The sequence below is a fragment of the Kitasatospora sp. NPDC096077 genome (assembly GCF_040303245.1).
In the GTDB taxonomy this organism is placed as follows: domain Bacteria; phylum Actinomycetota; class Actinomycetes; order Streptomycetales; family Streptomycetaceae; genus Kitasatospora.
Genome location: NZ_JBEOSV010000002.1, coordinates 93,010 through 110,578, shown reverse-complemented (window position 1 = coordinate 110,578; position 17,569 = coordinate 93,010). Strand labels below are relative to the sequence as shown.

Annotated in this window: 14 protein-coding genes and 3 tRNA genes; 2 read left to right on the top strand and 15 right to left on the bottom strand. The window is 74.2% G+C overall.

What is annotated here, in order from left to right:
- Positions 1-202: 202 nt before the first annotated feature.
- The 7 genes from ABTZ03_RS02310 to ABTZ03_RS02280 all read right to left on the bottom strand — a co-directional run bounded on the left by ABTZ03_RS02310 (position 203) and on the right by ABTZ03_RS02280 (position 10,727).
- The gene (locus ABTZ03_RS02310) at positions 203-2,800 is read right to left on the bottom strand and encodes a ComEC/Rec2 family competence protein (RefSeq protein WP_350510958.1); all 2,598 of its coding nucleotides are present in this window, start codon (positions 2,798-2,800) and stop codon (positions 203-205) included.
- A gap of 78 nt (positions 2,801-2,878) precedes the next feature.
- Entirely contained in the window at positions 2,879-3,757 is an 879-nt protein-coding gene (locus ABTZ03_RS02305; protein ID WP_350510957.1) for a ComEA family DNA-binding protein, read from the bottom strand.
- A 201-nt stretch (positions 3,758-3,958) separates the two neighbouring features.
- Positions 3,959-4,804 carry a DegV family protein gene (locus tag ABTZ03_RS02300; RefSeq protein ID WP_350510956.1) on the bottom strand — a complete coding sequence of 282 codons (846 nt, stop codon included), beginning with the start codon at positions 4,802-4,804 and terminating at the stop codon, positions 3,959-3,961.
- Between the two features lie 93 nt (positions 4,805-4,897).
- Positions 4,898-5,656, bottom strand: a complete 759-nt coding sequence (locus ABTZ03_RS02295; RefSeq protein WP_350510955.1) for a hypothetical protein — start codon at positions 5,654-5,656, stop codon at positions 4,898-4,900.
- Positions 5,657-6,000: 344 nt separating this feature from the next.
- Positions 6,001-8,886 carry a leucine--tRNA ligase gene (leuS, locus tag ABTZ03_RS02290; RefSeq protein WP_350510954.1) on the bottom strand — a complete coding sequence of 962 codons (2,886 nt, stop codon included), beginning with the start codon at positions 8,884-8,886 and terminating at the stop codon, positions 6,001-6,003.
- A gap of 375 nt (positions 8,887-9,261) precedes the next feature.
- Positions 9,262-10,557 carry an NsdA family TPR-like regulatory protein gene (locus tag ABTZ03_RS02285; RefSeq protein WP_350510953.1) on the bottom strand — a complete coding sequence of 432 codons (1,296 nt, stop codon included), beginning with the start codon at positions 10,555-10,557 and terminating at the stop codon, positions 9,262-9,264.
- Between the two features lie 97 nt (positions 10,558-10,654).
- Positions 10,655-10,727, bottom strand: a tRNA-Ala gene (locus tag ABTZ03_RS02280).
- A 137-nt stretch (positions 10,728-10,864) separates the two neighbouring features.
- Here ABTZ03_RS02280 and ABTZ03_RS02275 point away from each other — a divergent pair.
- Positions 10,865-11,239: an MmyB family transcriptional regulator gene (locus ABTZ03_RS02275; RefSeq protein WP_350510952.1), complete on the top strand. Its 375-nt coding sequence runs from the start codon at positions 10,865-10,867 to the stop codon at positions 11,237-11,239.
- A gap of 93 nt (positions 11,240-11,332) precedes the next feature.
- Here the strand turns inward: ABTZ03_RS02275 and ABTZ03_RS02270 are convergent.
- The 8 genes from ABTZ03_RS02270 to ABTZ03_RS02235 form a co-directional block, all read right to left on the bottom strand.
- Positions 11,333-11,405: transfer RNA gene (locus ABTZ03_RS02270), tRNA-Ala, on the bottom strand.
- A 56-nt stretch (positions 11,406-11,461) separates the two neighbouring features.
- Positions 11,462-11,534: transfer RNA gene (locus tag ABTZ03_RS02265), tRNA-Ala, on the bottom strand.
- Positions 11,535-11,780: 246 nt separating this feature from the next.
- The gene (locus ABTZ03_RS02260) at positions 11,781-12,416 is read right to left on the bottom strand and encodes a histidine phosphatase family protein (RefSeq protein ID WP_502894369.1); all 636 of its coding nucleotides are present in this window, start codon (positions 12,414-12,416) and stop codon (positions 11,781-11,783) included.
- 8 nt (positions 12,417-12,424) lie between these two features.
- The gene (gene rsfS / locus ABTZ03_RS02255) at positions 12,425-12,883 is read right to left on the bottom strand and encodes a ribosome silencing factor (protein ID WP_350510951.1); all 459 of its coding nucleotides are present in this window, start codon (positions 12,881-12,883) and stop codon (positions 12,425-12,427) included.
- Between the two features lie 148 nt (positions 12,884-13,031).
- Positions 13,032-14,879: a LytR C-terminal domain-containing protein gene (locus ABTZ03_RS02250; RefSeq protein ID WP_350510950.1), complete on the bottom strand. Its 1,848-nt coding sequence runs from the start codon at positions 14,877-14,879 to the stop codon at positions 13,032-13,034.
- 13 nt (positions 14,880-14,892) lie between these two features.
- Positions 14,893-15,528 carry a nicotinate-nucleotide adenylyltransferase gene (gene nadD / locus ABTZ03_RS02245; RefSeq protein WP_350510949.1) on the bottom strand — a complete coding sequence of 212 codons (636 nt, stop codon included), beginning with the start codon at positions 15,526-15,528 and terminating at the stop codon, positions 14,893-14,895.
- Positions 15,529-15,677: 149 nt separating this feature from the next.
- Entirely contained in the window at positions 15,678-15,833 is a 156-nt protein-coding gene (locus ABTZ03_RS02240; protein ID WP_350510948.1) for a hypothetical protein, read from the bottom strand.
- Between the two features lie 154 nt (positions 15,834-15,987).
- Positions 15,988-16,134 (bottom strand): hypothetical protein, encoded by a 147-nt coding sequence (locus tag ABTZ03_RS02235; protein ID WP_350510947.1) that lies wholly within the window; start codon positions 16,132-16,134, stop codon positions 15,988-15,990.
- Positions 16,135-16,424: 290 nt separating this feature from the next.
- On the opposite strand from ABTZ03_RS02235, the gene ABTZ03_RS02230 reads away from it, so the two are divergent.
- Complete coding sequence (locus ABTZ03_RS02230; protein WP_350510946.1) at positions 16,425-17,507, top strand: M48 family metallopeptidase; 1,083 nt, start codon at positions 16,425-16,427, stop codon at positions 17,505-17,507.
- The last annotated feature ends 62 nt before the right edge of the window (positions 17,508-17,569 follow it).

Here is a 17,569-nt window from a genome sequence, read left to right as displayed (position 1 = left end):
CGCCGCCCCCTCCGGGGGCGGGGCTGCGGGGGGTGGGGGGGTGCCGGCGGGGGGGCCGTCCGCGCGGGGGCCCGCGGGGCCCGCGGCCCCCCCGCCGCACATCGCGTTCCCCGGGGCCCCCGCCCCCGCCCCCCTCCCACCCTCCCTCCCCCACCCCTACCCCCTGCCCACCCCACCTCGTGGAGGGAAGAGGAGAGCGGGGTCACGCGGGCGGGCCGCGGGGCCCGCGGGTGGACTGCCCGGCGGGCGAGTGCCCGGAACGGGTGCCGTGGACGGGCTGGGGGTGCACGGCGACCGCGAGGGTGGGCGGGGAGTCGCCGGTCACGGCGATGTCCCCCGCGCGGTCGGTCCGCAGGACGGTGGCCCCCAGCGCCCGCAGCCGGTCGACCGTACGCGGTGACGGATGCCCGTACGCATTACCCTCACCACAGGAGATCAGGGCGAGCCGGGGCCGCAACGCACCCGTCAGATCCCAGTCCTGATGGGCCGAGCCGTGATGCGCCACCTTCAGGACGTCCACCCGGCCCAATCGCCCCGACAGGGCGGACTGCGCGGGCGGTTCGAGATCCCCGAGCAGCGCCATCCGCAGTCCTCCGGCCAGCGACACCACCAGTGCCACGCTCGCGTTGTTCGCCCCCGGCACGTCGACCACCGCCCCGCGGTCCGGCCACACCACGTCCCAGGACAACTCCGCACCGGCCGAACGCCGTTCACCACGGCCCGCCCGCAGCAGCGGCACCCCGGCACCCGCCGCCCAGGCCGCCACCCGGGCAGCCTCACCCGGCGGGTCGTCCAGCACCGTGCCCTCGACCGCGCCCACCTGGCGCCCCCGCAACACCCCTGGCACACCCTCGACATGGTCCGCATGGAAGTGCGTCAGCAGCAGGAGCCGCACCGTCGTGACGCCGAGGTCGCGCAGGCACCGGTCGGCGGCCTCCGGATCCGGACCGGTGTCCACCACCACCGCGCTGTCCGGCACACCAGTAGCCAGGACCAGCATGTCCCCCTGCCCGACGTCGCACATCACCAACCGCCACCCCGGCGGCGGCCAGCCCGTGGCGATCCGGGCGAGCTGCGGCGGGCGCAGCAGGACGGCCAGCAGCACCACCAGCAGGGTTCCCGTCACCAGCACCCCCGCCCAGCGGCGACGGACGGGTGTCGACCGCCCTGGTTCCGCCCGCCGGGGCAGCAGCAGGGGCGCCGCCCAACAGGCGGCCAGGGTCGCCAGTGCGACCGTCGCCACGCCGAACCAGCCACCGGGCCAGGACAGTTGCCCACCGGGAAGCTCGGCCCCGCGCCGCCCGACGAAGGCGAGCCAGCTCGCGGGCACCCCGGCCGGCCCGGCCAGCAGCCTGGCCGGGGACGGGAAGAGCGGCTGCAGGACGAGCACCCCGAAACCGAGCAGCGTCGCCGGGGCCACCGCCAGCTCGGCCAGCAGGTTGCACGGGACCGCGACCAGGCTGATGTGCCCGGACAGCACCACCGTCACCGGCGCGCACAGGGCCTGCGCCGCCGCCGTCGCCGCCATCGCACCCGCCAGGTGGTGCGGCCAGCGCCGGGCGCGCAGGGACTCGGCCCAGTGCGGCCCGAGTACGAGCAGCCCGGCGGTGGCGAGCACCGATAGCAGAAAGCCGTAGGAACGGGCCAGGAACGGATCCAGCAGGACGAGGACCAGGACGGCGCCCGCCAGCGCCGGCACGGCCTGCCGGGGACGGCCGGTGGCCAGGGCCAGCATGCCGATCAGTCCCGTCCCAGCCGCCCGCAGCACACTGGGCTCGGGCCGGCAGACGGTCACGAAGGCCAGCACCAGCGCCGTGCCGAGCAGGGCGCTGGTGCGCAGCGACAGCCCCAGCAGCGCGGCCAGTCCGCGTCGTTCCGGGGTGCCGGCCTGGCCCGGTGCACCGAGCAGCAGGCCGAGGACGATCGCCAGGTTGGCCCCGCTGACCGCCACCAGGTGCACCAGATCGGTGGCCCGGAAGGCGTCCACCAGGTCGTCGGGCAGCCGCGAGGTGTCGCCGACGACCAGCCCGGGGAGCAGCCCGCGCGCGTCCGGCGGAAGCCCGTCGCTGGCCGTGCGCAGGCCCTCGCGCAGCCGCCCGGCGATCCGCTGCGGCAGGTTCGGCGGCGCGAGCCGCCGGGGCGGGCCGTGGACGGCCAGCAGCGCCGCGCACTCGGTGTCGTAGCCCTCCCCCGCCGGGCGCACCTCGGCCTCGACGGCCAGTCGCTCGGAGGGGAGCAGGCGCAGCCAGGGCTCGCTCTCCGCCCCGCGGACCAGCACGGTCACCGGGGTGTGCGTCCGGGTGGCCCGTCCGTCCGGGAGGACGGTGGCACGGTCGGCCACGGCCTCGACCGTGACCAGGGTCTGCCCGCCGGTGGTGCCGCCCCGGGCGGTGTGGACCTTGGGGTCCCCCTCTACGGTCAGTTCCACCTCCACCACCGGGGCGGGCGTGCCCGGGGAGCGCGGCGGGGCGTGCTCGGCCGCGCGGGCGAGCTCCGGCAACGGCCCCCGGTGCAGGTCGGCGGTGTGCAGCGGGGTCGCGATCGCGGCCGCGGCGCCGCTGAGCAGCACGGCCGCCAACGCCACCGCGGCCCCGCGTCGACGCGGCAGCACCGGCCGGGCGAGCAACAGGACGGCGGCGAGCACGGCGGCGCCCGCCAACGAGAGGAGCAGCAACTCGGCCCCCGGCTCCAGGGGCAGCAGCACCGCCGTGACCAGCCAGGCCGAGAGGGCGGGCAGCAGCAGCCGGAAGTCGGCCGCCGAGGAACGGGTGCGCGGAAGCGGAGCGGTGACGGCGGACACGGTGGTACCTCCCTTCGGGGGCGGCGGCGGAAGAGCGAGCGGTCGAGCGGACGGTCGGGCGGTCGGGCGGTCGGGCCGTCAGAGGGTCAGGAGCGGACGGAGTTCCGCGAAGGTCCGGACGCCGATGCCGCTGACCTGGCGGAGCTGGTCGATCGATCGGAACGAGCCGTGCGAGGCCCGGAAGGCGAGGATGCGCTGGGCGAGGGTCGGGCCGACGCCCGGGAGGGCGTCGAGCTGTTCGAGAGTGGCGCGGTTGAGGCTGACGGGTGGTCGGGCCGGGCCGGCCCCGGGAGGTCCACCGGCGGCTCCGGGGATGGGCACCGGCACGGGCGCCGACGCCTGCTCGCCGACCACGATCTGCTCGCCGTCCGTCAGGACCCGGGCCAGGTTGAGGCCTCGGGTGTCGGTCTCCGGCAGCGGACCGCCCGCCGCCCGCAGGGCGTCGGCCACCCGCGATCCGCCGGGCAGGGTGTGCAGGCCGGGCCGGTGGACCCGGCCGCCGATGTCGATGACGACGGCGGGCTCGACCCCCGGGCCCGCCGAGGACTCGGGTGGACCGGCCCCGCTGCCCGGCGGGCCGTCGGCGGCGGGGCGCCCCGGCTCGGTCGGCGCCGACGCGGCCGCCAGCGCCGGAACGGGCACCGTCTCCGGCCTGGCCAGCCAGAAGTGCTGCACCGCGTAACCCACCGCGAAGAGCAGCAGGACGGCCAGCCCCGCCACGGCCCGCCGGTCGAGCGCCAGCATCGAGGCGAACCGCAGACGCGCGCCGGCACCCGGCGGGTCGAGGAGATGCTCCGGCTCCGACGGCGGTGCGGAGGGCACCGGAGCCGAGGAGGGCGCGGAAGGCGGCACGGCGCCCACCGGTTCGTCGTCCGCCGGCAGCAGCGCCGCCATCCGCAGCCGCACCGTCTCGTTGATCGCTTGGCGCTTCGCCGCGCCCGGGCTCAAGGTCGTCATGGCGAGGACGGTAGGAGTCCCACGGCGAGCGCGCGGAGATTACCGAAAGCCTGTGGATAACCCGGGGGTTGTGGATAAAAAGTGTCACTCACACGAGTGGCGAGCCCACCTCACGGTTGACCGCAGCGCCCCCGCACAACACCGCCCCAGCACAACACCGCCCCGTGCAACGCCACCCCCACCCGCCCCGCCACCCCCGCCTCAGCGCGGCGCGACCACCACCGCGAGCAGCCCCGGCCCGACGTGCGCGCCGATCACCGCCCCGACCTCGCCCACGTACAGCTCCCGCAGCCCCGGCACCCGGCCCCGCAGCCGCTCCGCGAGCGCCTCCGCCCGCTCCCCGGCCGCCAGGTGGTGCACGGTGATGTCCACCTCGCCCTCCCCCGAGCGCTCGACCGCGATCTCCTCCAGCCGAGCGATCGCCCGCGACGCCGTCCGCACCTTCTCCAGCGGCTCGATCCGCCCCCCGTCCAGGTGCAGCAGCGGCTTGACCGCCAGTGCCGACCCGAGCAGCGCCCGCGCCGCCCCGATCCGCCCGCCCCGGCGCAGGTGTTCCAGGGTGTCCACGTAGAAGAACCCGCTGGTCCCGGCCGCCCGTCGGCTCGCCGCCTCGGCCGCCTCGGCCAGGCCCCGGCCCGCCGCCACGGCCTCGGCCGCCGCGAGCACCCCGTACCCGAGGGCCATCCCGACCAGCCGGCTGTCGACCACCCGCACCGGCACGGGCGCTTCGGCGGCGGCGAGCCGGGCGGCCTCGACGGTGCCGGACAGCTCGCCGGAGATGTGCACCGACACGATGCCCTTCGCCCCGGCCTCGGCGGCCGCCCGGTAGGCGGCGGCGAAGGTCTCCGGGTTGGGCCGGGAGGTGGTCACCCGCTGCTTGCCGCGCAGTGCCTCGGCGACGTCCTTCGGGGAGATCTCGACGCCCTCGCACAGGACCGAGTCACCGACCGCGACGCTCAGCGGGACCACCGTGATCCCGTGTCGGTCGAGGGCCTCCTGCGGCAGATAGGCCGTGGAATCGGTGACAACTGCGAGGTCGGAGGGCATGAGGCGGAGGTTACTCCGCGTTCGTCCGGGAGGACAGCGGCCGCCCGTACGCTCCCCGGGAGGCCCGGAAGGACCCGCCCGTCCCAGCCCGGATCAGCCCGCCGAGGGCCCCGTCGACGGCTTCCGCAGCCGCTGCGCCAGCTTCGCCAGCGGGTCGGCCAGCCCGAGGAGGTCCTCCGCGCTCGGCCGCCCCCTCCCGTCGGTCAGCCCGGCCCGAGCCGCACCCGACGCAGTACCCGGCGCCGCACCCGCACCCGCAGCAGCACCCGGAGCCGGGGCCGCACCCGAGGCACCCCCCGCCGTGTCCCAGTGCCGCAGCGCCCCCGCCTCGCTCTCGCACTCCTGGCTCAGCCGGCTCAGCTCGTCGTCCGCGAACCGGTGCATCCGGTCCTGCGCCGCCCACCGCATGGTCTCCGCGGCATGGGTGATCCGCTCCGCCCGCTCCCGCAGCTCCGGCAGCTTGGCGGCGATCCGCGCGGTGTCCGGCTCGCGCTCCAGCACCCGCAACTCGCCGTCCAGCTCCGCCGCGTGGGCGTCGAGCCGGGTCAGCAGCGCGAGGGACTCGCCGAGTTGGCCGTCCTGCGCGACTCCGCCCTCCAGCACCTGCCGGGTGCCGTCGAGCGAGGTGCGCAGCTTGAGCCGGACGTTGGCGATCTGCGCGGGCGGGCCGATCTTGGTGTAGGTCTTCGCCTTGAGGGTGGCGGTCTCGACGGCGCGCCGGGCGTTGGCCTCGTGCTTCTCGACCTTCGCGGCGACGGCCTTGGCCGCCTTGACCGTGCCGACCACGGCCAGGACGAGCGTCGCGATCCCGAAGAGCAGGACCAAGCCGATCATCACGCCGAACACGTCCATCGCGCGCCACCTTCCACCGTCGTTCCGGCCCCCAACGAGCCCAACGCGGGCCGCAATGCCGAGGGTTCCACGGTAGCCGCGGCACCGGGCCGCGGGGCAGTGCGAAGGGGCCCGACGGGCCGAGATCAGGGACGAATCCGGGATCTCCCCGAGGGCCCGCCCGGCCCCACCGACACCCGCAGCACCCGCAGCACCCGCAGCACCCGCACAACGCACCGGGCGGGCGCCCCGAAGGACACCCGCCCGATCACCCGGCCAACCGGCCACCAGGCCGACCAGCCGGAAGGCAGGAAGGCAGGAAGGCAGGAAGGTCAGGAGGTCAGCGCCCCCCGACCTCCCCGACCTCAGCCGGTCACGATGTTCACCAGCTTCGGCGCCCGAGCGATCACCTTCCGCACCGCCGCGTCACCGATCGCCGCGACGACCGCCGGGTCCGCCAGCGCCAGCGCCTCCAGCTCCGCGTCAGTGATGCTCGGCGCGACCTCCAGCCGGGCCTTGACCTTGCCCTTGATCTGCACGACGCAGGTCACCGCCTCGTCGACCACGTACGCCGGGTCCGCGACCGGGTAGTCGGTGTGCGCCAGCGACTCGCCGTGGCCCAGGCGGCGCCACAGCTCCTCGGCGATGTGCGGGGCCAGCGGCGCGACCATCAGCACCAGCTGCTCGGCCACGACCCGCGGCGTGGAGCCGCGCTTGACCAGGAAGTTGTTCAGCTCGATCGCCTTGGCGACGGCCGTGTTGAAGCGCAGCCCGGCCATGTCGGCGCGGATGCCGTCGATCGCCTTGTGCAGGGCGCGCAGCGTGGCGTCGTCCGGCTGCTCCTCGGTGACGACCAGCTCGCCGGTGGCCTCCGAGACGACGTTGCGCCACAGCCGCTGCAGGAAGCGGTACGAGCCGACGACGGCCCGGGTGTCCCACGGGCGGGAGACGTCCAGCGGGCCCATCGACATCTCGTACAGGCGCAGGGTGTCCGCGCCGTACTCGTCGGCGATGTCGTCCGGGGCGACGGCGTTCTTCAGGGACTTGCCCATCTTCCCGGCCTCGCGCTTGACCGGCTCTCCCTGCCAGGAGTACGCGCCGTCGCGCTCCTCGACCTCGGCGGCGGGCACCGGGAAGCCGCGCTCGTCGCGGTAGACATCCGCGGTGATCATGCCCTGGTTGAACAGCTTGTGGAACGGCTCGACGGAGGAGACGTGGCCCAGGTCGTGCAGCACCTTGTGCCAGAAGCGCGCGTACAGCAGGTGCAGCACGGCGTGCTCGGCGCCGCCGACGTACAGGTCGGCGCCGCCGGCCGGCTTGGCCGCGGTCGGGCCCAGCCAGTAGCGCTCGTTGGCCGGGTCGACGACGGCGTCGCTGTTGGTCGGGTCGACGTAGCGCAGGTCGTACCAGCAGGAACCGGCCCAGTTGGGCATGGTGTTGGTCTCGCGGCGGTACGTCCGGACGCCGTCGCCCAGGTCCAGTTCGACGGTGACCCAGTCCTCGTTGCGGGACAGCGGGGTCTCCGGCGAGGAGGCGGAGTCGTACGCGTCGTAGGTGCGCGGCGAGTAGTCGTCGACCTCGGGGACCTCGACCGGCAGCATCGACTCGGGCAGCGCGTGCATCACGCCGTCCTCGTCGTAGACGATCGGGAAGGGCTCGCCCCAGTACCGCTGACGGCTGAACAGCCAGTCGCGCAGGCGGTAGTTGACGGTGCCCTCGCCGATGCCGCGCTCGGTCAGCCAGGCGGTGGCGGCGGCCTTGGCCTCGACCACGCTCAGCCCGTTCAGGGACAGGTCCCCTTCGGGGCGGGCCGAGTTGACGATGACCGAGTCGTACGTGTCGAAGGCGTCGTCCCACTCGGCCGGGTCGGCAGCCCGTCCGTCCGTCGGCTCGACGACGCAGCGCATCGGCAGCGCGAAGGCGCGGGCGAAGGCGAAGTCGCGGTGGTCGTGGGCGGGGACGGCCATGATGGCGCCGGTGCCGTAGCCCATCAGCACGTAGTCGGCGATGAACACCGGGACGGGCGCGCCGCTGACCGGGTTGACGGCGTAGGCGCCGGTGAAGACGCCGGTCTTGACCTTGGCCTCGACCTGGCGCTCGACGTCCGACTTGGCGGCGGCCGCGGCCCGGTAGGCGGCGACGGCCTCGGCGGGGGTCGCGGCGCCGCCGGTCCACTCGGCGGGCACGCCCTCCGGCCAGGCGGCGGGGACGATCCGGTCGACCAGGCCGTGCTCGGGCGCCAGCACCATGTAGGTGGCGCCGAACAGGGTGTCGGGCCGGGTGGTGAAGACGGTGATCTTCCCGCCGTCGACGGCGAAGTCCACCCGGGCGCCCTCGGAGCGTCCGATCCAGTTGCGCTGCTGCAGCTTGATGGCCTCGGGCCAGTCCAGCAGGTCCAGGTCGGCGATCAGGCGGTCGGAGTACGCGGTGATGCGCATCATCCACTGGCGCAGGTTGGACTTGAACACCGGGAAGTTGCCGCGCTCGGAGCGGCCGTCCGCGGTGACCTCCTCGTTGGCCAGTACGGTGCCCAGGCCGGGGCACCAGTTGACCGGCACCTCCTTGGCGTACGCCAGGCGGTACTCGCCCAGCACCTCGTCGCGCTCGGCGGCGGACAGCTCGGCCCAGGCGCGGCCGTCCGGCAGCTCACGCGCGCCGGACTCGAAGGCGGCGATCAGCTCGGCGATCGGACGGGCCTTGCCGGCCGCCTCGTCGTACCAGGAGTTGAAGATCTGCAGGAAGATCCACTGCGTCCAGCGGTAGTAGTCCGGGTCGATCGTGGAGATCGAGCGGCGCGGGTCGTGGCCCAGGCCCAGCCGGCGCAGCTGGTGGCGCATGTTGGCGATGTTGGCCTCGGTGGAGACCCGCGGGTGGGTGCCGGTCTGCACCGCGTACTGCTCGGCGGGCAGGCCGAAGGCGTCGTAGCCCAGCGTGTGCAGCACGTTGTGGCCGGTCATCCGCTGGTAGCGGGCGAAGACGTCGGTGGCGATGTAGCCCAGCGGGTGGCCGACGTGCAGGCCCGCGCCCGAGGGGTACGGGAACATGTCCATGATGAAGCTGTGCGGCTTCGCGGCGACGTCACCGGCGGACGGGTCGGCCAGCTCACCGGTGGGGTTGGGGGCGTGGAAGGTGCCCTCCTTCTCCCAGATGTCCTGCCAGCGGGACTCGATCTCCGCCGCCAGCGCGGCGCTGTACCGGAACGGCTCGGTCGCGGTCTCGGCCGCGCCGGACGCAGGGGTCGTCTCGCTCATGGTCCTTCAAGCTCCATCGGTGTCAGTTGGCGAACCGCGCGACGCGGCCGACCGTGGACCCGTCCCACGACGCGGGCGGGGGCGGAAAACAAAAAATCCCCTCGCAGGAGGGGACGCCACGCCGACTCCGGCACCGCCCGAGGGCGCGGCCGGTCCTGGTCAGCGCGGCCGGCTAAGGAGCAGGCGCACGGTTCGCATGGGCTCAGGGTACCGCAAGCAGGTCAGGGCCCTCCGGGCCGTCCCACCGGCCGACCGCCCCACGCGGGAGCCCCTCACCGCGCCCGGCGTCCGCCCTGAAGCCCCCCGCCCCCACGCGGGAGCCCCTCACCGCACCCGGCGTCCGCCCCGAAGCCCCCACCTCCACGCGGGAGCCCGTCACCGTCCCGGCGTCCGCCCCGCCGCCTCGAAGTCCCGCAGCGCCCTGGCCAGCCGCTCCGACTGCATCCCCGCCGCGAGCGAGCGCGCCAACCCCGCCGTCCGCGCCGCCTCCCGCTGGTCGCCGAGCCGCCGGTGGGTCTCGGCGAGCCGGACCATCAGCAGCGCCTTGGCGCGGGCCCGCCCCGGCCCGAGCCCGGCGACCGCCTCGGCGAGCAGCGCCTTGGCCATCCGGTGCTGGCCGAGCGCCAGCCGCCCCTCCCCCACCATCCCGGCGAGGTCGGCCCGGGCCTCCTCGGTGCCGGGGAGGCCGTCGAGTTCGGCGAAGGCCCGGGCGGCGGCCGCCTCCGCCTGCTCGCCCTCGCCGCGGCGGCCGTGGGCGCGGGCGATCCGGCCGAGCTGGCGGGCCCGGGCGGTGGGACTGAGCGCGGGGCCGTGGGCGTCCAGGGCGGTGCGCAGCGCGGTGACGGCGTCCAGGCCGCGGCCGCCGCTGCCCTGGGTGGCGAGCACCACCAGTGCGCCGAGGCCGCCGACCCCGAGCCGGGCGTCGCCGCTGACGTGGGCGGCGCGCAGCGCGGCGACGAAGGCCCGCTGGGCGGCGGCGTCGTGGCCGAGGTCGTACGCGGCCCAGCCGGCCAGCCGGGCGAGTCTGCTGGCGGTGCCGTACAGCTCGCGGCCGAGCCGTTCGTCGTACGCGCCGAGTTCCAACAGCTTGGCCAGCATGGCGAGTTCGGCCCGGGCGGGGCCGAGGACGAGGCCGCCGCCACAGGAGCGTTCGAGGCGCTGCTTGCTGCGGTAGGACAGCCCGAGCTCGCCGGCCAGGGTGGGGTCCACGCGCAGGGCGCCCTCGCCGCCGCCGACCGGCGGTGGCGGCGAGGAGAGCCGTTCGGCGGCGTGGTCGAGGTCGGCGCTGCGGAACAGGTCGGTGAGGCGGACCGGTCCGGCGTCGGTGGCGGCCTCGCGCAGCGCGGTCTGCGCGGTGTCGGCGGTCCACGGGTCGGTGAGCAGCCGGGGCGAGAGGATCTTGGCGCCGCGGTGGCCGCCCATCCGGCCCCAGAGCTGCTCGTAGGTGACGGCTATGCCGAGGGTGCGGCTGAGCACCTCGCAGACGGTCTGGTCGTGCGGGCTGCGCGGCACCATGCCGCGGTCGCGCCACTTGTACGGGGCGGTGGAGCTGATCGCCAGGCCGGGCGGCAGGGCCAGGCTCACCTCGCGGGCGAGCCGTTCCGGACTCCAGCCGAGCTGGTGCAGTATCCGGGCCAGCTCCTCGTTCCGCCTTCGCTGCAGATCGGCCATGGCACGACGGTAGCGGTCTTTCCGGCTCGCCCGCCGGTGGCATGCACACAACGGCGAAGAGCCGCCACCCGATTCGGGTGGCGGCTCTCAACCACTGTGGAGCTATGGGGAATTGAACCCCAGACCTCTTGCATGCCATGCAAGCGCTCTACCAACTGAGCTATAGCCCCTGGACCTGCGATGTCACCGGGCTTCCCGTCGTTTCCGTCCGGTTTCCCTTGGCGACATCGATTACTTTACACGGTCCGGGGCGTGCTCCTGAAATCCGTTTCCCGGGACGGTCCCGGGAAACCGCAGGCAGCCGCAGGTGACCCCGTCAGCAGCGCACGGCGCAGCAACGGCTCAGCCGGCCCGGCGCACCGCCCGCCGGCTGCGCTCGGCGTACGGCAGGCACGTGGGCGAGCCGGTGTGGGAGGAGCACGTGCGGCGGCTGTCGGCCCGCAGCGAGCTGTTCCGCGAGCTGTGGGCCCGCCAGGAGGTGGCGCCGCCGAAGACCCTGCTGCGGATCTTCCGCCACCCGGAGCTCGGCGTGCTGCGGCTGAACGCGACGTACCTGACGATGCCGGGCGTGCCGGAGTGCTACATCGTGGTGTACGTCCCGGAGGACCCGGACGACCGCGAACTGGTCGGGCGGCTCGACTCCCTGCCGCCGGGCGGCTGGCGGCACACCTGCAAGCCGTGAGCGGCCCGGGCGGCGGACGCACCTGGCCCGCCCGGCCCACCGCGAAATGCCGGAAGGCCGCCACCCGATGGGTGACGGCCTTCCGAACTACTGTGGAGCTATGGGGAATTGAACCCCAGACCTCTTGCATGCCATGCAAGCGCTCTACCAACTGAGCTATAGCCCCGCGACGCGGGCGACCCTGGCTCCGGAACTCCGATTTCCACGACCGCCGATGCGGAGTGGAGCTATGGGGAATTGAACCCCAGACCTCTTGCATGCCATGCAAGCGCTCTACCAACTGAGCTATAGCCCCGCACTCGCCGGATCTCACGCTTCCCTTCCGGGCCGCGTTCCTTCCCTGCGAACGAGGAAGACTCTAGCCGGTCAGGGCCGGAACTGCGAAATCCGCTTCTTCCACGCCCCCGCGCGGGCCCCGGGAGCCCCCTCGACCGCACGCGGCCCACGCACAGCCCACCCGCCGTCGCCCGACGACCGCCGCCCGCCCGTCGGCGTGCCCCGACCGAAGCGCGCCGACGGGCGGAGCCGCCCGGGTCGTCCCTCAGGTGTCGTCGCCGATGACCGGCTGCGGGAGCGTGCCCGCGTTGTGCTCCAGCAGCCGCCAGCCGCGCGCTCCCCTGCCGAGCACCGACCAGCAGCAGTTGGACAGCCCGCCGAAGCGCTCCCACACGGGCGGCTCCAGGTCGAGCAGCCGCCCGAGCATGGTCCGGATGGTCCCGCCGTGGCTGACCACCACCAGCGTGCCGTTCTCCGGCAGCTTGCCGACGGCCTCCAGCACCACCGGCACCGAGCGGTCGGCCACCTCGGTGGCCAGCTCGCCGCCACCGCGGCGCACCGGCTCCCCGGCCGCCCAGGCCGCGTACTCCTCCGGGTACCGCTCACGGATCTCGGCGTTGGTCAGGCCCTGCCAGGAGCCCGCGTAGGTCTCCCGCAGGCCCTCGTGGTGCTGGACGTCCAGCCCGGTGACCGCGGCCAGCTCCTCGGCGGTGCGCCGGGCGCGCTTGAGGTCCGAGGAGATCAGCAGGTCGGGGTGGAGGCCGGAGAGCAGCCGGGCCGCCCGCTGGGCCTGCAGCACGCCCTGGCCGGTCAGCTCGATGTCCGTGCTGCCCTGGAACCGCGATTCGAGGTTCCAGGCGGTCTGACCGTGCCGCCAGAAGACGATGCGCGGGCCGCGCACGTCCCGGCTCAGTGCAGGTCCTCGGGCTTGCCGAAGTCGTCGGCCGGGGCGACGGCGTTGCCGGCCTCGTCGGTGATCGCGTCGGGGCGGTTGCGCGACTCCAGGGCGTCCGCCGGCAGCGGGAGCTCGGGGCAGTCCTTCCAGAGGCGGTCCAGCGAGTAGAAGGAGCGCTCCTCGGCGTGCTGGACGTGCACGACGATGTCCAGGTAGTCGAGCAGGATCCAGCGGCCGTCGCGCTCGCCCTCGCGGCGCACCGGCTTGATGTCCAGCTGCTCGCGCAGCTGGTCCTCGATCTCCTCGGCGATCGAGCGGACCTGGCGGTCGTTGTTCGCGGAGGCGATCAGGAAGGCGTCGGTGATCGACAGCACCTCGCTGACGTCGAACGCGATGATGTTGTGCGCGAGCTTGTCGGCCGCCGCCTGCGCGGCGACGGTGATGAGCTGCTGGCTGTGGTCGGTGACGGTCACGGTGTACTTCCGGCTCGGCGGCTTGGGACGGCCCCGGCACGGCGGCCGGGGTCGCCTTCCAGGATCTCACGCCGCCCCTGCGGCCTCGGAACGCATTTCCGGGGCCGCAGGGGTCCACCGGCCTCCGCACGGACGGCGGCGGCGCCGGCTACTGGTTCTTCGGCGGCTGGTAGTCCTTGCCGAGCACGACCACCAGGTCGGCGTTCTGGGCGTCGCCGACCTTCTTCACCGCCGTGTCCGGCAGGCCCAGGCTGGTCGCCAGGGACTTCGCCGCGGCCTGCTTGGCGTCGTCGGTGTAGCGGATCTCACTGGTGGCCTGCGGCGCGGTCTTGGCGCCGCCCGGGATGAACGTCAGGCCCGAGTTGACGATCTGGACCTGTGCGGCGGCGCCCGCCGCGTCGTTGCCGGAGGCGTCCTGCAGCGCGACCCGGGCGGGGGCGTCGCCGGCCGACGCGGACTTCACGGTGCCGCCGAGCACGTCCTTGACCTGCTTGCCCGCGGTCGCCTCGTCCAGGGTGCCGTCCGGCTTGACGGTCAGCGCGGTGGTGCCGAAGTGGCCGTCCTTGGCCTGCTGGGCGAGCTGGGCGAGCACCCCGGCCAGGGCGTCCTCGGGCAGCGAGGGGTCGAGCACCGCGTTCATCCGGTGCACGTCGTCCTTGGCGTCCTTGAACGCGGTCGGCATGGTGCGCACCACCGCGTCCATCACCTGGCCGAACCGGGCCAGCTGGGCGTCCCGGTTCTCGCCCGGCCCCTGGAGGGTGGCGTAGGCGACCGCGGCCTTCCCGCTGAGCAGGGTGTTCTTGCCCGCCGGGGCGAGCACCTTGCCGTCCGGCTTGCCGCCCTCGTGGGTCTCGGCGTTGGTGTCCACCCGGATCCCGCCGAGCTGGGAGACCAGCAGTTCCAGGTACGGGGTGTCCAGCCGCCAGGTGCCGGCCACCGGGGCGCCGAGCACGGTGGACAGGCCGTCGCGGGTCGCCGAGGCGCCGATCGCGTCCATCGCCTGGCCGACCGTGGTGACCGGCGGGTCGCCCGGGCCGGGCAGCCGCAGCACGTCGGGCAGCAGCAGCACCGTGCCCTTGTGCCCGGAGACGTCGTCGACCAGCAGCGCGCTGGACACCTTGCCCTGGAGGTCGCGCAGGTGGACGACGTTGACCTGCCGCCCGCCGGCCGCGGCGGCCGCGGTCGGCTTGTCCCCGGTGAACCACAGGTAGCCGCCGACGCCGCCGGCCGCGAGCGCCAGCACCACACCGAGGCCGATCAGCCGGTTCTTCAGCTTGCGGCGGCGCTCGGCACGCACCTCGCCGCGCGACTCGGTGAACTTCAGCCAGTCGATGACGTCCTCGGACTCCTCCGCCTCCTCCTCGGCGAAGGAGAACTCGCCCGTCGCGTAGTCGTCCTCGGGGGTCCGGCCGGCGGCCTTGCCGGGGCGCGCCCCGGCGACCTGCTCGGACGGTGCCGCCGGCTCGGCGGGGGCCGTCGCCTCGGCCGGCCGGGGCGTGCGCCGACGCGGCGGCGGCACCACGGCGGCCGCGGGCGCGGCGGCGGGCGCCCCGGGCTGCGGCTCGGCGACCACCGGGGCGGCCTGCGCGGCCGGCGCGGCCTGGTACGGCTGCTGGTACCCCTGGTCCTGGTAGCCCTGCTGCTGGTAGCCGTACGGGTCCTGCCCGTACACCGGCTGCCCGTACTGGTCGTACTGCTCGTACACCTGCGGCTGCTGCTCGTACTGCTGCTGCCCGTACCCCTGCTGCTGCGGGAACTGCCCGCCCTGCTGGTAGCCCTGGGCCTGCTGCCCGCCGTACGAACCCTGCCCGTACACCGGCTGCCCGTACTGGTCGTACTGCTGCTGCTCGTACTGCTGCTCGTACGCCTGCGGCTGCTGCCCCTGCGGGTAGGCCTGCCCCTGCCCCTGGTAGGGCTGCCGGTACTGGCCGGTGGACCACTCCTCCGGCCGCTGCCCGCCGCCGTTGCCGTTGCCGTTACCGCTGCGATCGGTCACGCCCGCTCCTGGCTCAGGTCCCGTGCGGCGTCGCGTACAGCGCCCGCTTGTCGATGTAGCGGACCACGCCGTCCGGGACGAGGTACCAGACCGGCTCGCCCTTGGCGACCCGGTTGCGGCAGTCCGTGGAGGAGATGGCCAGCGCCGGGACCTCCACCAGGGAGACCCCGCCCACCGGGAGACCGGCGTCCGACAGGGTGTGCCCCGGGCGGGTGCAGCCGATGAAGTGGGCCAGCGAGAAGAGCTCGTCGGAGTCGTGCCAGGACAGGATCTGGGCCAGCGCGTCCGCGCCGGTGATGAAGAAGAGATCGGCGTCCGGGTGCATCGCGTGCAGGTCGCGCAGGGTGTCGACGGTGTACGTCGGGCCCTGGCGGTCGATGTCGATCCGGCTCACCGAGAACTGCGGGTTCTCCGCGGTGGCGATGACCGTCATCAGGTAGCGGTCCTCCGCCGGGGTGACGTGGCGGTCGCTCTTCTGCCAGGGCTCACCGGTCGGGACGAAGATCACCTCGTCCAGGTGGAACGCGCTCGCCACCTCGCTCGCGGCGACCAGGTGGCCGTGGTGGATCGGGTCGAAGGTGCCGCCCATCACGCCGAGGCGCTTCTTCACCGGTTCCGGTCCGCCGGGAATCCCGGCCTGCTCTCCCATGCCGCCACACCTTACGCGACGCCCGTTGCGGGACGGGAACGGCCGTGTGGGGGTTGCCCGGAGAGGCCGTGCGGGGCCCGTCCGGAGATGCGTGAGGGAGCGGCCGGCCCGTTCGGCCGGACGCTCCCCGAGCGGTCCGTGGTCCCGGCTCAGCGGTCCCGGTTGAAGCGGGTGACGATGAAGAGCAGGAGCATCAGGATGAACAGCGCGGCGCCACCCGTCAGCAGCGGGTTCAGGCTGTCGTGGTTGCCCCCCTCGCCCTCGGCGAGGAGGTTCAGAACGGGGAGTGCGGCAGCAGTGCTCATGGTCGTCGGGACCTTCTCGGCTCGGTGAACGGACCTGGGGGTGGTTCCGGGCCGGTGAGGGCCCACCCGTCATCGTACGGGGGGTTACGCGGCAACCGCTCGGCGGCCCACCGCCGCTGACCGGGCGTGAGCCCGCACCGCGGGAAGGCGGGGTCTACTGGCCGCGGAAGGCGCGGGCCATGATCCAGACCAGCAGGCCGATCCCGACGACCGACGCGATCACGATGATCCGCAGGAACAGGCCCGGGCCGGGCTCGTCGGAGATGGGGGCGGCCAGGCTGACCAGCGCTTCGGTGGACATCTGAGGGACTCCTCGTACTGCTCGTACCGCGGCCGGGTCCGGTCTCGGTTCTCCAGGGGAATCAGGGTAAACCCGCTTCACAACGGCGCCGCCCACCGACCCCCCGGGACCGGCCCGCGCCGCGCGTACCCTGGCCCCGGGGACGAGTACGCAACCGCGGACGTTGCACGGACAGTCGTTGCACACGAGTTGCGGACCAAGCCGACGAGCACCCGACTCGTCGCAGTCGAAGACCAGCGGGGGGCCGGCCACTGCGCCGGGGCCGCCGTCGACCAGGAGGTACTCAGACCATGACCGACCCGACCGCGAACACCCCGAGCCGGCGGCGCACCCGTTTCCCCGAGATCTCCACCCGGGCCTGGGAGCACCCCGCCGACCGCTCCGCACTGGTCGCCCTGCGCCGGCTGTCCGGCTTCGACGACGTCCTGAAGAAGCTCGCCGGGCTGGTCTCCGAGCGCTCGATCCGGCTGATGTTCCTGGCCACCGCCGTGAAGACCTCCGAGCGCCAGTTCCCCGAGCTGAACGACATGGTCCGGGACGCCGCCTACGTGCTCGACCTGGAGCAGGTCCCGGACCTCTACGTCACCCAGGACCCGACGGTCAACGCGTTCACGATCGGCATCGACACCCCGATCATCGTGATCACCAGCGGCCTGGTCGAGCTGCTGGACGAGGAGGAGCTGCGCTCCGTCATCGGCCACGAGGTCGGCCACGCGATGTCCGGCCACGCCGTCTACCGGACGATGCTGATGATCCTCACCAACATCGCCACCCGGATCGCCTGGGTGCCGCTCGGCAACCTGGCGATCATGGCCATCGTCACCGCGCTCAAGGAGTGGTTCCGCAAGGCCGAGCTGTCCAGCGACCGGGCCGGCCTGCTCGCCGGGCAGGACCTCCAGGCGTCCATGCGGGCCCTGATGAAGCTGGCCGGCGGGCACAACCTGGCCGAGATGAACGTCGACGCCTTCCTGGAGCAGGCCGAGGAGTACGAGAAGGCCGGGGACCTGCGCGACGGCGTGCTCAAGCTGCTCCAGCTGCTGCCGCAGACCCACCCGTTCGCGGTGGTCCGGGTCGCCCAGCTGAAGAAGTGGGCGGAGAGCGAGGAGTACCGCTCGATCATGGCCGGCGCCTACCCGCGCCGCACGGACGACCGGGACACCTCGGTCGGCGAGCAGTGGAAGGCCGCCGCCGAGCACTACACGACCTCGGTGAAGGAGAGCAAGGACCCGCTGATGGGCCTGCTCCGGGACGTGGCCGGCGGCGCCGCGACGGTCGGCGGCAAGCTGCGCGACACCTTCACCGGCGGCCCCCGCGGCGGCGCCTCCCCGGACGACGCCAAGGACCACGGCCCCAAGGACCGCGACCAGGGCTGAGCCACCGCCCGGCGGCCCGGGCCCCCCCCCCGGCCCCGGCCCCCCCCCCCGGCCGGGGGAGC

What these genes read in the sequence shown, in the direction of transcription:
- ABTZ03_RS02295 (WP_350510955.1), bottom strand. Translation starts at nt 5,656, where the DNA reads ATGGACGTGTTCGGCGTGATGATCGGCTTGGTCCTGCTCTTCGGGATC.
- ABTZ03_RS02305 (WP_350510957.1), bottom strand. Translation starts at nt 3,757, where the DNA reads ATGACGACCTTGAGCCCGGGCGCGGCGAAGCGCCAAGCGATCAACGAG.
- ABTZ03_RS02300 (WP_350510956.1), bottom strand. Translation starts at nt 4,804, where the DNA reads ATGCCCTCCGACCTCGCAGTTGTCACCGATTCCACGGCCTATCTGCCG.
- ABTZ03_RS02285 (WP_350510953.1), bottom strand. Translation starts at nt 10,557, where the DNA reads ATGGCCGATCTGCAGCGAAGGCGGAACGAGGAGCTGGCCCGGATACTG.
- leuS (WP_350510954.1), bottom strand. Translation starts at nt 8,886, where the DNA reads ATGAGCGAGACGACCCCTGCGTCCGGCGCGGCCGAGACCGCGACCGAG.
- ABTZ03_RS02230 (WP_350510946.1), top strand. Translation starts at nt 16,425, where the DNA reads ATGACCGACCCGACCGCGAACACCCCGAGCCGGCGGCGCACCCGTTTC.
- ABTZ03_RS02240 (WP_350510948.1), bottom strand. Translation starts at nt 15,833, where the DNA reads ATGAGCACTGCTGCCGCACTCCCCGTTCTGAACCTCCTCGCCGAGGGC.
- ABTZ03_RS02235 (WP_350510947.1), bottom strand. Translation starts at nt 16,134, where the DNA reads ATGTCCACCGAAGCGCTGGTCAGCCTGGCCGCCCCCATCTCCGACGAG.
- nadD (WP_350510949.1), bottom strand. Translation starts at nt 15,528, where the DNA reads ATGGGAGAGCAGGCCGGGATTCCCGGCGGACCGGAACCGGTGAAGAAG.